The 14663-nt window shown below is 68.1% G+C and carries 8 protein-coding genes; 6 read left to right on the top strand and 2 right to left on the bottom strand.

The window, feature by feature from the left end:
* The first annotated feature begins 48 nt into the window (after window positions 1-48).
* Window positions 49-294, top strand: a complete 246-nt coding sequence (locus ACFV9M_RS11515) for a hypothetical protein (protein WP_385062672.1) — start codon at window positions 49-51, stop codon at window positions 292-294.
* On the opposite strand, the gene acnA is transcribed toward ACFV9M_RS11515, so the two are convergent.
* Complete coding sequence (gene acnA, locus ACFV9M_RS11510) at window positions 291-3008, bottom strand: aconitate hydratase AcnA (RefSeq protein WP_385062674.1); 2718 nt, start codon at window positions 3006-3008, stop codon at window positions 291-293. The genes ACFV9M_RS11515 and acnA overlap by 4 nt on opposite strands.
* Before the next feature lie 777 nt (window positions 3009-3785).
* Between acnA and ACFV9M_RS11505 the strand changes: the two genes are divergently transcribed.
* Together ACFV9M_RS11505 and ACFV9M_RS11500 are read left to right on the top strand one after the other, a co-directional pair.
* The gene (locus tag ACFV9M_RS11505) at window positions 3786-3986 is read left to right on the top strand and encodes a DUF4236 domain-containing protein (RefSeq protein ID WP_385062676.1); all 201 of its coding nucleotides are present in this window, start codon (window positions 3786-3788) and stop codon (window positions 3984-3986) included.
* 83 nt (window positions 3987-4069) lie between these two features.
* Complete coding sequence (locus ACFV9M_RS11500) at window positions 4070-5599, top strand: helix-turn-helix domain-containing protein (RefSeq protein WP_385062678.1); 1530 nt, start codon at window positions 4070-4072, stop codon at window positions 5597-5599.
* Between the two features lie 1072 nt (window positions 5600-6671).
* On the opposite strand, the gene ACFV9M_RS11495 is transcribed toward ACFV9M_RS11500, so the two are convergent.
* Window positions 6672-7904: a DUF6907 domain-containing protein gene (locus ACFV9M_RS11495; RefSeq protein WP_385062680.1), complete on the bottom strand. Its 1233-nt coding sequence runs from the start codon at window positions 7902-7904 to the stop codon at window positions 6672-6674.
* A gap of 848 nt (window positions 7905-8752) precedes the next feature.
* Here ACFV9M_RS11495 and ACFV9M_RS11490 point away from each other — a divergent pair.
* From ACFV9M_RS11490 to ACFV9M_RS11480, 3 genes are read left to right on the top strand one after another with little or no spacing between them, the layout of a single operon-like run.
* Window positions 8753-10045, top strand: a complete 1293-nt coding sequence (locus ACFV9M_RS11490) for a helix-turn-helix domain-containing protein (protein ID WP_385062682.1) — start codon at window positions 8753-8755, stop codon at window positions 10043-10045.
* Window positions 10046-10105: 60 nt separating this feature from the next.
* Window positions 10106-11353 (top strand): hypothetical protein, encoded by a 1248-nt coding sequence (locus tag ACFV9M_RS11485; RefSeq protein ID WP_385062684.1) that lies wholly within the window; start codon window positions 10106-10108, stop codon window positions 11351-11353.
* Window positions 11350-14661, top strand: a complete 3312-nt coding sequence (locus ACFV9M_RS11480; RefSeq protein ID WP_385062685.1) for a hypothetical protein — start codon at window positions 11350-11352, stop codon at window positions 14659-14661. Before ACFV9M_RS11485 ends, ACFV9M_RS11480 begins: the two co-directional genes overlap by 4 nt.
* The last annotated feature ends 2 nt before the right edge of the window (window positions 14662-14663 follow it).

Below are 14663 nucleotides of genomic sequence, written 5' to 3'. Positions count from 1 at the left end.
CTGTCCCGGCCCGCTGAGGGAACCCTGTGTTCCACCTGAGGGTGGGTGATGACCGGGGCGAACGCGGCGAAGGCCGCCTTCTCCCGCCACCCCCACCGGCAGGGCGGCGAGGGCCGCACCCCCCACCGGCAGCACGGCGAAGGCCGCACCCCCACCGGCAGCACGGCGAAGGCCGCACCCCCACCGGCAGCACGGCGAAGGCCGCACCCCCACCGGCAGCACGGCGAAGGCCGCACCCCCGTCACCGGGGATGCGGCCCTCGCCGCCCTGCGGGCCGCCTGCCCGACCGCTTAGTTGCGGATCAGGTTGCGCAGCACGTACTGCATGATGCCGCCGTTGCGGTAGTAGTCGGCCTCACCGGGGGTGTCGATGCGGACGACCGCGTCGAACTCGACACCGGTGTCGGTGGTGACCTTGACCGTGCGCGGGGTGGTGCCGTTGTTCAGCTCCTCGACGCCCGTGAAGGAGAACGCCTCCTCACCGGTCAGGCCGAGGGACTGGGCCGAGGCGCCCTCGGGGAACTGGAGCGGGAGCACGCCCATGCCGATGAGGTTGGAGCGGTGGATGCGCTCGTAGGACTCGGCGATGACGGCCTTGACGCCGAGGAGCGCGGTGCCCTTGGCCGCCCAGTCGCGGGAGGAGCCGGAGCCGTACTCCTTGCCGGCCAGGATGGCCAGCGGGATGCCCTGCTCGATGTAGTTGCGGGAGGCGTCGTAGATGAACGACACCGGACCGCCGTCCTGGGTGAAGTCGCGGGTGTAGCCGCCCTCGGTGCCCGGCGCGATCTGGTTGCGCAGGCGGATGTTGGCGAACGTGCCGCGGATCATGACCTCGTGGTTGCCTCGGCGGGAGCCGTAGGAGTTGAAGTCACGACGCTCCACACCGTGCTCGGTGAGGTACTTGCCGGCCGGGGTGTCGGCCTTGATGGCACCGGCCGGGGAGATGTGGTCGGTGGTGACCGAGTCGCCCAGCTTGGCCAGGACGCGGGCGCCCGTGATGTCGGAGACCGGGGTGGTCTCCATCGTCATGCCCTCGAAGTACGGGGGCTTGCGGACGTAGGTCGACTCCGGGTCCCACTCGAAGGTGTCGCCGGTCGGGATCGACAGGGACTGCCACTGGGCGTCGCCCGCGAAGACGTCCTGGTAGGACTTGCTGAACATGTCCTCGCCGATGGCGTTCGCCACGACGTCGTTGACCTCGGCCTCGGAGGGCCAGATGTCCTTCAGGTAGACCGGGTTGCCGTCCTGGTCGATGCCCAGGGCGTCCTTGGTGATGTCCACCTTCATGGAGCCCGCGAGGGCGTACGCGACGACCAGCGGCGGGGAGGCCAGGTAGTTCATCTTGACGTCGGGGTTGATGCGGCCCTCGAAGTTCCGGTTGCCGGAGAGGACCGAGGTGACGGCGAGGTCGTGGTCGTTGACGGCCTTGGAGACCTCCTCCGGCAGCGGGCCGGAGTTGCCGATGCAGGTGGTGCAGCCGTAGCCGACGAGGTTGAAGCCGACCTTGTCGAGGTACGGGGTCAGACCGGCCTTGTCGAAGTAGTCGGTGACGACCTTCGAACCCGGGGCGAGGGTGGTCTTGACCCACGGCTTGCGGGTCAGGCCCTTCTCCACGGCCTTCTTCGCGACGAGCGCGGCGGCGACCATGACGTACGGGTTGGAGGTGTTGGTGCAGGAGGTGATGGCCGCGACCGTCACCGCACCGTGGTCGATCTCGTACGTCGAGCCGTCGGGGGCGGTGACGGTGACCGGGTTCGACGGGGCGCCGTTCGGGTGGACGGCCGGGGCGTCGGAGGCCGGGAAGGACTCCTTGCCCGCCTCGTCCACGTCGTCGACGTAGTTGCGGACGTCCTGCTTGAACTGCTCGGCGGCGTTCGCGAGGACGATGCGGTCCTGCGGGCGCTTCGGGCCGGCGATCGAGGGCACGACGGTGGACAGGTCCAGCTCGAGCTTCTCGGAGAAGTCCGGCTCGGCCTTCGGGTCCAGCCAGAGGCCCTGCTCCTTGGCGTACGCCTCGACGAGCGCGACCTGCTGCTCGGAGCGGCCGGTGAGCTTGAGGTAGTTCAGGGTCTCGTCGTCGATCGGGAAGATCGCGGCGGTGGAGCCGAACTCCGGCGACATGTTGCCGATGGTGGCGCGGTTGGCGAGCGAGGTGGCGGCCACGCCCTCGCCGTAGAACTCGACGAACTTGCCGACGACGCCGTGCTTGCGCAGCATCTCGGTGATGGTGAGCACGAGGTCGGTGGCGGTGGTGCCGGTGGGCAGCTCACCGGTCAGCTTGAAGCCGACGACGCGCGGGATGAGCATGGAGACCGGCTGGCCGAGCATCGCGGCCTCGGCCTCGATGCCGCCGACGCCCCAGCCGAGGACGCCGAGGCCGTTGACCATGGTGGTGTGCGAGTCGGTGCCGACCAGGGTGTCGGGGTAGGCCTGGCCGCCCCGGACCATGACCGTACGGGCCAGGTGCTCGATGTTCACCTGGTGGACGATGCCGGTGCCGGGGGGTACGACCTTGAAGTCGTCGAAGGCGGTCTGGCCCCAGCGCAGGAACTGGTAGCGCTCCTTGTTGCGGCCGTACTCCAGCTCGACGTTCTGCGCGAAGGCCTCGTGCGTGCCGAACTTGTCGGCGATGACGGAGTGGTCGATGACCATCTCGGCCGGGGACAGCGGGTTGACCTTCGCCGGGTCGCCGCCGAGCGCCTTCACGGCCTCACGCATCGTGGCGAGGTCCACGACACAGGGCACGCCGGTGAAGTCCTGCATGATCACGCGGGCCGGCGTGAACTGGATCTCCTGGCTGGGCTGGGCCTGCGAGTCCCAGTTGCCGAGGGCGCGGATGTGGTCGGCGGTGATGTTCGCGCCGTCCTCCGTGCGGAGCAGGTTCTCCAGCAGGACCTTGAGGCTGTACGGCAGCCGGGCCGAGCCCTCCACCTTGTCCAGCCGGAAGATCTCGTACGACTCGTCGCCCACCTGCAGCGTGCTGCGGGCGTCGAAGCTGTTCGCCGACACGACAGTCTCCTTCATTGATGTGCGCGTACCACCGCACTCTGCCGCCACGCGGGCTTGGCCAATCCGCTAAGGTAAGGCTAAGTTAGGTAACCCTTACTGCCAGACCGATGTGCGTGCGGCTGCGGTGCGCCTCGGCAGATATCTCGATGTCGAGATAACTCTAGTACATGGGGGCTGTTTGGTCATGCCCGGGTTCCCCGTGGCGTCCGCCGCAGCCCTGCCGCAGCCCTGCCTCAGTCCCGCCGCGGACCCGCCGCAGCCCTGCCTCAGTCCCGCCGCAGACCCGCCGCAGCCCTGCCTCAGTCCCGCCGCAGACCCGCCGCAGTCCCGGCTGCGGACCCGCTGCAGCCCCGCCACAGTCCGCCGCAGTCCCGGCGCGGGCCGTTCAGCCGGATCGCACGGGTGCCGGGCGTCTCCGACCAGACCGTCGCGCGCCGCTACCGGCGTCTGCGCACCCTTGCGCGCCCACTACGGCGACTCCCTCCCCGCGCCGGCCGCACAAGCTCAGCGCCCTCGGCCCCGGCGAGGAGCGGGCCCCACACCTGCCCGCGCCACCGCCCACGGCGAGGACGCCGGTCGCCCTGGACGACGCCGCCGACCGGGCGGTGCCGGAGCCGCCGCGACGGGACGGCCGGTCCGCGAGGCGGAGACCGTGCTGACGCTACGCCGAGTCAAGTCCCTGACGGCGTAAGGCCGGTGAGAGCCGGTCATGGCGCGGCGGGGCCGGGGTAGACGAAGGGCGAAGCACACTCCCACGGTCCACAGAAGGAGGTTCCGATGCCCCTCACCTTCCGCAAGAGCTTCCGCATCCTGCCGGGCGTTCGGCTGAACATCAACCGGCGGTCGTGGTCCATCACCACCGGCGGCGGCTCGCACGGCCCGCGCCACACCCACAGCAGCACCGGACGCCGTACGACGTCGATGGACCTGCCCGGCCCCTTCGGGTGGCGCCGCACGCGGACGGCCAAGCGCCGCTGACGGGCCGTCACCGTCACCGCCGCCGTCACCCGAATGGCCCCCTGAGAGAGGTACGATCTCATATCTGAGATAACCTCAGCCTCATGGCAGACGACTACCTCGTACGCATCGGCAGGCTCATCCGTGACGCCCGGCAACACCGGGGCTGGACACAGGCACAGCTGGCCGAGGCGCTCGGAACCAGCCAGAGCGCCGTCAACCGCATCGAGCGCGGCAACCAGAACATCAGCCTTGAGATGATCGCGCGGATCGGTGAGGCCCTCGACAGCGAGATCGTCTCGCTCGGCTACGCGGGGCCGATGCATCTGCGCGTCGTGGGGCGGCGGCGGCTGTCCGGTGCCATCGACGTCAAGACCAGCAAGAACGCGTGCGTGGCCCTGCTGTGCGCCGCACTGCTCAACCAGGGGCGCACGGTACTGCGCCGGGTCGCCCGCATCGAGGAGGTCTACCGCCTGCTGGAGGTGCTGAACTCGATCGGCGTCCGGACGCGGTGGATCAACAACGGCGTCGACCTGGAGATCGTGCCGCCGGCCGAGCTGGACATGGGGGCGATCGACGCCGAGGCCGCCGTCCGCACCCGCTCCATCATCATGTTCTTCGGCCCGCTGCTGCACCGCATGGACGCCTTCAAGCTGCCGTACGCCGGCGGCTGCGACCTCGGCACGCGGACCATCGAGCCGCACATGATCGCGCTGCGCCGGTTCGGGCTGGACATCGCCGCGACGGAGGGGCAGTACCACGCCCAGGTCGACCGCGCCGTCCGCCCGGACCGGCCGATCGTCCTGACCGAGCGCGGCGACACCGTCACCGAGAACGCCCTGCTGGCCGCCGCCCGCCACGACGGCGTCACGGTCATCCGCAACGCCTCCTCCAACTACATGGTCCAGGACCTGTGCTTCTTCCTGGAGGCGCTCGGCGTCGAGGTCGAGGGCATCGGCACCACCACCCTCACCGTGCACGGCGTGCCGCACATCGACGTCGACGTCGACTACTCCCCCTCCGAGGACCCGGTCGAGGCGATGAGCCTGCTCGCCGCCGCCGTGGTCACCGAGTCCGAGCTGACCGTGCGCCGGGTGCCGATCGAGTTCCTGGAGATCGAGCTGGCCGTGCTGGAGGAGATGGGCCTCGACCACGACCGCACGCCCGAGTACGTCGCCGACAACGGCCGCACCCGTCTGGTGGACCTGACCGTGCGGCCCTCCAAGCTGGAGGCGCCCATCGACAAGATCCACCCGATGCCGTTCCCCGGCCTGAACATCGACAACGTCCCCTTCTTCGCGGCCATCGCCGCCGTCGCCCAGGGCAAGACCCTCATCCACGACTGGGTCTACGACAACCGCGCCATCTACCTGACGGACCTCAACCGCCTCGGCGGCCGCCTCCAGCTCCTCGACCCGCACCGCGTCCTGGTGGAGGGCCCGACCCGCTGGCGCGCCGCCGAGATGATGTGCCCACCGGCCCTGCGCCCCGCCGTGGTCGTCCTGCTGGCGATGATGGCGGCGGAGGGCACGTCCGTGCTGCGCAACGTGTACGTCATCAACCGGGGGTACGAGGACCTGGCCGAGCGGCTGAACTCGGTGGGGGCGCAGATCGAGATCTTCCGGGACATCTGACCGGCGGAGTGTCGTGCTCCTGGGAGACGAGGGGCACGACACTCCTAAACACCTACTGACCTGCGGTTACACCCTTTCGCGCTCTTCCATTGGTCATCGCTGTTTTTCATCACCTTGTGCAACGCGCGTGCAAGATGATCTTGAGATGGTGACGGAGCATCAGAAGCACCTGATCCTCCCCCAGTCTTCACGGAGAGTGCTCGCCGAAGGGGCCTCGCAATGCCCGAACCGGCGGTGCCACCGGCGCTCCTTAGATCCGTAGTTCAGTCCTCGCCGCGCACGCGCATCAAGCGCACCGCACCGACTAAGGCCAGTTCCGGCCCGGACCACCACGCGTACCGGTGCTCCTTCGATCATCCGGCTGACCCCCACGTCCGGGTTGGTGGTTGCCGACCGGGGCGCCCGCCGAGAGCATCCGCGACGGCCCCGCCCTGCAGCGCGGCAAGGTGAGCAGTGAGATGCGTGCCGCCGTCATAGAGTCCCGCCAGCAGGTGGTGAGTATGAGACGAGGACCCGAACGCGGCACTGAGAACGGCGTCACGGGTTTCGTAATGGCGAACCTCCGCCCAGCCGCCTCGAAACCGGGCGATTCGCCCTAACCTCCGGTTCGCTGATCAGTGCCACGGCCAAGGCGGTTCACACGGCCAAGACAAGGACGGCAAGGGCACGGCGGGTGGCGAAGGCGGGCGGGCGGGCGGTTCACGGGGGCCTGCCAACGAGATGGAGGGCACACACGTATGTCGAGGCCGGCAAGGTCATCAAGGCCATGACGTACACCAGCGCGAACATGTCCATGAAGTACAAGGGGACGGCGCGCGGAGGGCTCGCGGTGAACATCATCGAGTGCTAGGGAAACAGGCCCTGACCAGCGCGTTCGTTTCTTTCGGTCGCTGTCCGTGCCTTCCCTGTTTACTCAGCGGAAAGTCCCTCGGATGTCCCCGGGACAGACGTGAAAGTGCCCGAAAAGTCCCTGGCGAACGCCAGGGCGCAGGGGATTCCCCCTGGTCGTCGACGCCTCGCAAGCCATTCCAGGGGGACGGTCGGGGCGCTGGGACACCGGGCCGCTGCTCGGTCAGGCCGTCACCTGGGCGTTCTCGGACCAGTCGGCGCGAGCGCCGGCCAGGTCGACGGCGACCTGGTCGAGGCGGTCGGCCTGCGCCCGCAGCTTGGCCGCGATGTCCGTGACGCCCTTCGCGTCCAAGTCCTCCATGACGCAGTCCTCGACGACCGCAATGGTCGCGGTCGGGACACGGTGGTCGGGGACGGAAGAATGCGGGGAGCACGTGATCGTCGCGCGGAACACGTTCTCTTCGTAGATGTCGCGCCCCCCATCGATGCCGAACGGAGTGTTGATCACCATCGGCTGGCCGGGGAAGGCCTGGTAATGCGTCACATCGGCGAGGTGGATGTGCAGCTTGTCGTCGGGCAGATCGGTCTTGCTCGGGTCGTCCTCGGCCCACGCCGGGAGGTGGCCGCTCACGGTCGTCCCGCTCTCGGTGCTGATGGACCAGGTGCGTGCCTTTGGCGCGGTCGGCTCCTCGGCGGTGAACACACCGCGCAGGTACTCCAGCGTTGCGGCCGGGTCCGCACCGACCGGCGTCACCAGGAAGCGGCGGCCATCGCGCTCGCGGAAGTAGAGCGGCTCGGTCAGCAAGTCACCGTTCGGGCCGTCGGCCGCAATCTGAGTGATGTCGCGCCCGGCGAGGAACTCGGTGAGGGCTCGGCGGGCTGCGGCGGCCTCGCCGGCCTTGTAGTGGGCGATGGTGAAGGCGATGTCCTGCACCGTTGCGGCGGGGTCGTCGGACTCGCCGACCAGTTCCTTGACGTAGTCGACGAAGGCGGTGACCTTCGGCTCTCCGTCGGTGGTAAGGAATCGGTCGAGGTTGTCGAGAACCTGGGCGGCCGACAGCTTTGTCCGGGTGCCGTCAACGATGTCCGCCAGCGCCTCCAGACGGGGCAAGGTGGCGCGGATGCGGGCGACCTCGGTGCGCAGCCCATCGGGGGTGAGGTCGGTCTCGCAGTACGCGATGAACGGGGCGAGGCCGGGGTCGCCGTCGCAGCCGCCCTCGGCCATGACACAGGCCTGCAGGACGGTCCTGCCGCCGGGCTGGTCGATGGTGACATCGTGGGAGGTGTGGATCTCGTGGTTGCCGGTGGCGGTGCACCACGACCAGGCGACGCACGCCGGCGCGGACGGGATGAGGGCCAGGGCAGCGCGGTCGCGGACGGTGGGATCGGCGGGACGGGCGTCGGTGTCGAACTGTGACGGGGCGGCGAGGGCGGCGGCGGACTGTGCAGGGTTCACGTTCACTCCTGGTTGGTTCAGGTTCTCGTCAGGCCTCGGACCGGTTCCCGTGGACATCGGCTCCGAGGCCGCTTGCCTCTTCTTCTTAGTGGCCTTGGCGGATCGGGTGGAGGTGCCCCTTCTCCGTTCAGGTGGGCGCCACCCAAGGCCGGTTACCGTCCAGTAGGGCGGGCGTAAAATGCGCGCTTTCGAAGATCCTGAGCGTCGTGGGCGGCAGCTCTCCCCGAGGCGCCGCGCTGCCTGCGCCGTCGTGACGGTGGGGGCGAGGCAGTCGGTCGCCGCCTCGTGGCCGGCCTTGCGCGGCTTGTACGCGGCGGCGATTTGGGCGATTTGGTCAACCCGCGGGCGGATGTAGTGGCGTACGCGGTGGGCGCCGGCGGCGCGGCGGATGCGGGCGACCGCGGCGCGCTCGACACCAGGACGCGATCGGGGCTCATCCCCTGGGAGTGCCCAAAGAGCACGCACCCATTGCCGGAACGCCACAACCATCGCCCCCAACGAACTACCAATTTCGCGGTTGACCGGGAGCCGGTCTAAGAAATGCCAGCTCAGAGGCGAGACCCGGGGTTCAGCATGGAGCCGCTTTCGAGCCTGCATGATCGTGACACGGGTGTCGCCACCTGCCGCCATATCCTGTTTACACAGGTCAGCGAAGTGGTGCCGCATTCACTCGCGCTGCTCCGTCCGCCACATGTCGCGCCGTCCGCTCACGCATCGCTCACACAGATTCCAGGCTGTAGCCCAGCAAGAAGCACCTGCTTGAGTCGATCACATGGAGCCCACGGACCGGGTCGGCTACAGGCTGGACGAAGCATCCGTTCGCAGTCGACATCGGTAAGCCCATTGCCATGAAGTCTTCATTGCAGTTCCATGGAGAGATGCCCTTGCCTGTTCGCGTGATCACTCCCAGCCGCCTCGTGGCGCTGCGGGAGCGTGCGGGGTTGTCGAAGGCTGAACTTGCCTGGCGAATCGGGGTCTCGACACGCATGGTGTTCTTCTACGAGCAAGGGCGACACACGCCCACTCCGCAGCGACTGCAGAGGATGGCGGCGGCGCTGCACTGCGACGTGGAGGAGCTCACCGGGGTTCGCCGCGGCGAAGAGGGGCTCGTCGACCTGCGGTTTACTGCTGGCCTGACGCTCGATCAGGCGGTGGAAATGCTGCGCCGGACGCCCGTCGGGCGCGACTTGTGTCTGTCGGCCCCGAGGCTCTCCGCCTTGGAGCAGGGACGCCCCGTGCTGGGGCGTAATTGGCGCGATCGCGACATAGTGGGGCGATTGCCTGCCGCGCTCGCCAAGACATACGGCGTGCCCGTGCGCATGGTCGTGGACGCATGGATGCGTTCCCGTCCTAATGACTTGGCGCCGGTACGCCCGAGGCGTCAGCCCCAGCAGAGTTCGAGCGATTCGGCCGAGGCTGCCTGGCAATCACTGAACGCACGGCAGCAGGTCTACCTCGGCGAGATCCTGCGGGACGAGCGCATGACGGAGACGGAGGTGTGGATGCGCCGTACTCATCATCTGCCTGTGCCTCGTCCTGCGGAGTGGCGCAAGCTCCCCCTCGCTCTCCACGCACCAGCGAACGTCGTGGGCTACACCCGGCTGCAGGAACGGTTGCGGCACAACGGAGTTCATGACCCTGGAGCCGGGGCGACGGTACACGCGTTGGCGCGCCGAGGGCTCCTGGTGACCAGCACTGATCTGGTGCATCACCCTGAAGCCGGCGAGGTGAGCAGGGTTCGGGTGGAAATGACAAGGCGAGGGAGGGCGGCCGCCCGCGCTGGACTGGGTGAGCATGCGGAGCAGCAGCCGGACGTGCCTCTGCTGTCCGAGTGGCTCTGGGGCGTCATGGCCCGGGTGGCCGAGGCGGGCCCAGATGGGCTGGACCGGGACTCGCTGTCCGGCCGGGCTCCGTTCTACCTGGGCGTCGGCTACAAGAACCGATCCGCAGGGCGGCCGAGCCGGGGGTTCATCGACGAAGTACCGGTACTAGCGACCGACGGGAGTCACGTCGTCGGGTACCGGTGGAGGCTGACGCCGGTCGGTCTACGTCACGCGGTTGAGTATCTGGACGAGTACCGCCTTCGGTATCCGAATGTTGATACCACGGGTGTCGTTGCGCTTGCTGACGCATGCTCATAATGCGTCTGTTTCGTACGAGGCCCGGCGAATTGTCAGTGGCAGCTCTTACCCTTTGGGCTCATGGACAACGCGACGAACAATGGCGTTCGGCCGGTCGACGAGCTATGGGTGAAGTCCCTGGTAGCTCGCTCGGTCCTTCGTGCCGCCGACGCGATGACGGCCCCTGGCGTGAGCCCCTCCGCCCGCCTTGGGGTCTTGATGGAGTGTCATGGCGCTTTGCTGGCGGCGCGCGGGCCGGGCAGTGAGCTGTCCTTTGCGGATTTCCGGCGTCAGGTGCGTGGTGATCCCTCCCTGCTCTTGCCCGAAGGTGTGCCTGGGTGGGACGTCGATGAACTCCGCGCTGTCGATGCCGACGGGTACGTAACGGAGGACGCTTTCGACATCGCCGCTGAGCAGCGCCTGGTGCTTCGCATTCTGCAGAAGAGCGGCCGGGGTGCCGGGCTGCTCAGCGGGAGGGATTTGGACGACGAGGTTGCGCAGGAGACAGCCTTCACTCAGCTATGCAAGGCGGGCAGCCAGAAGGTCTATGAGAGCGGGCGTACCGATCTGATCCGCTACCCGGCGGGCCCGGTCAGTGAGTTGAGCGAGCTCAGGCTGCCGCCGCTGGTCGCGGATCTGTACGAGGACATCCCCTATGCCTCCAGGTACCGGGGTTGGTGGTTCGCGTGCCCCGTATGCCGGTGGCCGATGCGCGTCGCGCTGCGCCGCGAGGCGGGGCAGCAGATCGGTGTGGTCGCCTGCTGGCACGCACCGCACCAGGAGATGGGCGCCACGTACCGCTTCCGGCCGGTAGAAGGAATTGTGCCGCCTGAGCTGCTACCGGAGCCGTCCCCTCCGCCCCCGGACGAGCGGGGGGCAGTCCTCTGGCCCGACCTGGAGCGCATCCCGGAGGCGAAACCTATTGAGGCGCACAAGTCCCTGGTCCGGGGTGTGTGGCGGTACACCTGTGTCCCTGGGCTGGCAGAACTGGCACTGCGGGATCGGTTGGTCGAACGCGGCCTCAAGGTGGAACTGTGGCCCGCCCTTGACGCCTACGACCTGTGCGTACACGTCGGCCCCAAGCGGGCGCGGAAGAAGGAGCAAGTGCGCGTCGACGTGAAGGACTACACATCAGGCACCGCGCTCGCGCAACTGATCCACGCTCAGGAAGGCGACAGCGGGGGAGCAGAGTGGCTGGTGGTTCCGGACCACCGCGGCAGCCAGGTGCACCTGTTGTCGGGAGTGGGGGCGAAATACGGGCTGAAGGTGGCCACGGCGTCCGAGTTCGGCGAGATGGTCTGCGAGCGTTCGGGGGTGGCCTGGTCATGAGCGAGCCCTCCGTAGAGCAGACATCCGTGTGCGCCTCACTCGCGCTGGCCGCCTATTACTTCCCTGACACGTCCGCTGACAACGATGCGCCCGCCGCTCCCTTCAGGAAGGCGGCCTTCCTGCTGTCCGGCCAGTTCAGGGCCTGGGACCGGTGGCCGAAACTGACGAGCGAGGAACGTCGTCGCATCGTCGACGTATACCGCACCGCCCCCGGCAAGTTCAGCGATGTACGGAACTTCACCCCCGCCGCCCGCGCACTGCTCACCGCCCTCGGCGACGAGGATCCTGATGGGCCCCAGAAGCTGCTCACCTTCGAACCCGCAGGCGGAGACCCGCTCACTGCCGAGGCGGCGATCCCTCGGGTCGGCGGTGACCTGCTGGCCTACGTCGACCGGCAGATCTCCCGATACCGGCGGCCCAGCGCGCGGCCGAAACCTCCCGAGTTCGCCGGCCCCGGGTTCTGGAAGACGGGGGAGATCAGCGTGCAGAGTGTCGGTCAGGTGCATGGCCAGTTGACGATCCCCACCTATCCCGGCTTCACCGAGGCATTCGGCCATGACCGGCTGCCCCATGTCGACACCGTGTCCCCGCTGGACGACCCGCGTATCCCTACGGAAGATCTACTCGAACTGGCCACGCAGATCGAGAGCGGCGAACCGGAAGGGAAGCGGTACCTCCACACCGTCCTCAAGGGCCTGTTCTCCGTCCTGCAGACGTCCGACTCCATCAGCCCCCAAGAAGCCCTGCGATTGACGGCTGGCGGCCTGGAGATCTTCCACGCGCCAACCGGGACGGGCAAGAGCGTCTTGGTACGAGTCCTGGCCGCATGGTTCGCCCAGCAGGGCCACCGGGTGGCCATCGTGTTGCCCGACATCAAGGCGTGTCTGGCCATCACCCGCAAGATCCGGTCCGACCTGCGTGTTCTGCAGGGTCTCGACGTCATCAAGCACGAGACCGGCTGCGCGCACCTGATGTCGTCATCAGGCATGCACGACCGTGCGCACAAGCTGGCCCGGCTCATCGAAGAAAATCCGCAGGCGCCGGGAGAATGGGGGGAGAACGGCGAACGCGACGTGGACCCCCTCTCCTACGGATGCGCCCAGCGACCGCTACTGGAGTCCAACGCCGACTATCCGCCTGGCCGTGAGCCTTGCCTGTCGCTGTACCGGCAGGACCTGGGGGCATCCGCCTGCCCCTGGATTCCCACCTGCGGCAAGTTCGCCCCCGTGTACGAAGCCTGCTCGGCGCACGTGGTAGTGACGAATCACTTCGCCTTTCTCCAGGGCAACCTGCGTATCGGCGTGAACCTTGACGGGCGTCCCGTCCAGGGGGTGAGCGTTGCCGAATTCGCGTTGCGCACCTGTCACGCCGTCCTGGTCGACGAGGTTGACCAGTTCCAGTCGAGGGCGGTAGACCGATGCGCTGGCGAGGTGATCCTGCACTCGCGGAGGCACTGGACGGCGGCTCCGCAAGAGATGGACACGGACGCGAAGAGGCTGCCGATCTCGGGTGAGGCCAACCTGCTGCCGTCGGTGGGCCAGGTACGCCTGATGGCTGAGTTTCTCCTGCTCGCCGTGTGTAGCAACGCGCTGCGCCTGGACGTCCGAGACGACGACCGCGCAGGGAACCGTGTGCCGGACCGCACCGGGCTGCGCTGGCACCTGGCCCGCGGTCGCGACCGGCAGCTGGTGCGTCTGCTCTGGCCGGACCTGGCCGCCTCCGGAGAGGCGAATCTTCCGGCTGATCTCGCTCGGCGCCTCCGAGACCTCATGCCCGCCCGCTACCTGCAGACACGCTCCAGAGAGAGCGATCCGACAGAAGTGGGGTGGGACGAGATTCGTCGTGCGCTGGAGGCGCTGGTGGCTCCGCGTGGCCAGCAACTGCTCGACGCTGTGAAGCTCGATCTGCACCAGCTGCTGGAGTCACGGGTGAAGGACCCGCATCAGCGCGCCCAGGCGGTTAACTTGCTCGTGACCCGGGCGACCATGACCGAGCTGGACGAGGCACTCTCTGAACTGCGCTCCTGCGTACAGCACTACCGCCCTTCGGGGCTTCGCTCTGCACAGCGGATCGCTGAGGCGCTCAGCCCGAGCGCCGTCTCGGCCGTCCTCCCGCTCGGCCTGTTGGGGCGCTCGATCACGGGATATCGGGTAACCGGCCTGGACAAGAAGGAGAGCGAAGCCGAGCTCGTCGCGCAGAGCATCGCCGGCGACCCGCACACCTTCACCGCCGAGCTGGGCGGCCTTGTCTCACTGTGCCTGGCCGGAATCGAGCGTCCCGTCATGGGCCTGTCCGCCACTGCGTACTTTCCCCAGGCGGTACGCGAGCACGTCCACGCGCCGGTGCGCTGGTGGATGACCGATGCCCAGGCCCGCTCGATCCGCGCTCGGCGTCACCGTATCGAGTACGGCGAGGGACACCCTATGTACGGCGAGCCGATCAAGATTTCGGGCCAGCACCCCAGCCGCAAGAAGGGTGCCCTGATCGAGCTCGGCTCGGAGCTGTACGACCAGTACATCCATCGGGAGCTGGAGCGGCAGCGTGCCAAGGACAAGGACCGCGCGCACGTCCTGGTCGTGGCCAACTCCTATCAGCAGTGTTCCTGGCTGGCCCGAGGTATCGCTCAGGCCGGCGCCTACCGCGAAGGGCTCTGCGTGGCCGTGAGGGACGGCGACCGGCACAGCCCCGATGCCGACCTGCCTCGGGAGAACATCGCCACTCGCCTCACTGCCGAGCAGTTCGAGGATTTTCCGGATTACGGAAACGTCCTGGTCGTCCCCCTGGCCCTCATCGCCCGCGGTCTGAACATCGTCGTCGGTATCCGCTCCGCTGTGCGCTCGGTCTACCTCTGCGTCCGTCCTTTGGCGTTGTTCGCCGAACCTGCGGAGATGTACGCGAGCGTCAACGCAGCCGGGCTGCACGCACTCCCGGAGGGCGGTACCGCGGACCCCGACGAGGCGTTGGAGCAAGCACGCACTGCGGCATGGCAGCGGCTCGAACTGATCCTGCGCGCGACGCCCCAGTTCACCTCCATGCCCAAGTCGCTCCAGGAAGAGGTCGTCGCGGGTGTCGTCGTCGATCTGATCCAGCTGGCCGGACGGGCCCGTCGCGGCGGCACTGAAGCCGTCCTGCACTTGGTCGACTACGCCTTCCACGAGGACACCTGGAGCTCGGACCTGGAAACCGTCCTGCGCCGTATCCACGAGCAGTGGCCGCCGTCGGTGAAACGGCAGATGAACGACCTGTACGGGGAAGCCCTGAACGCCTTCCTCTCCTATGCGGGCATCGACCCGACCCTCACCCACTGAAA

The organism is Streptomyces sp. NPDC059895 (genome assembly GCF_042731035.1).
In the GTDB taxonomy this organism is placed as follows: domain Bacteria; phylum Actinomycetota; class Actinomycetes; order Streptomycetales; family Streptomycetaceae; genus Streptomyces.
The sequence above is the reverse complement of the archived record's forward strand: the minus strand, read 5'-3'. Positions and strand labels throughout refer to the sequence as shown.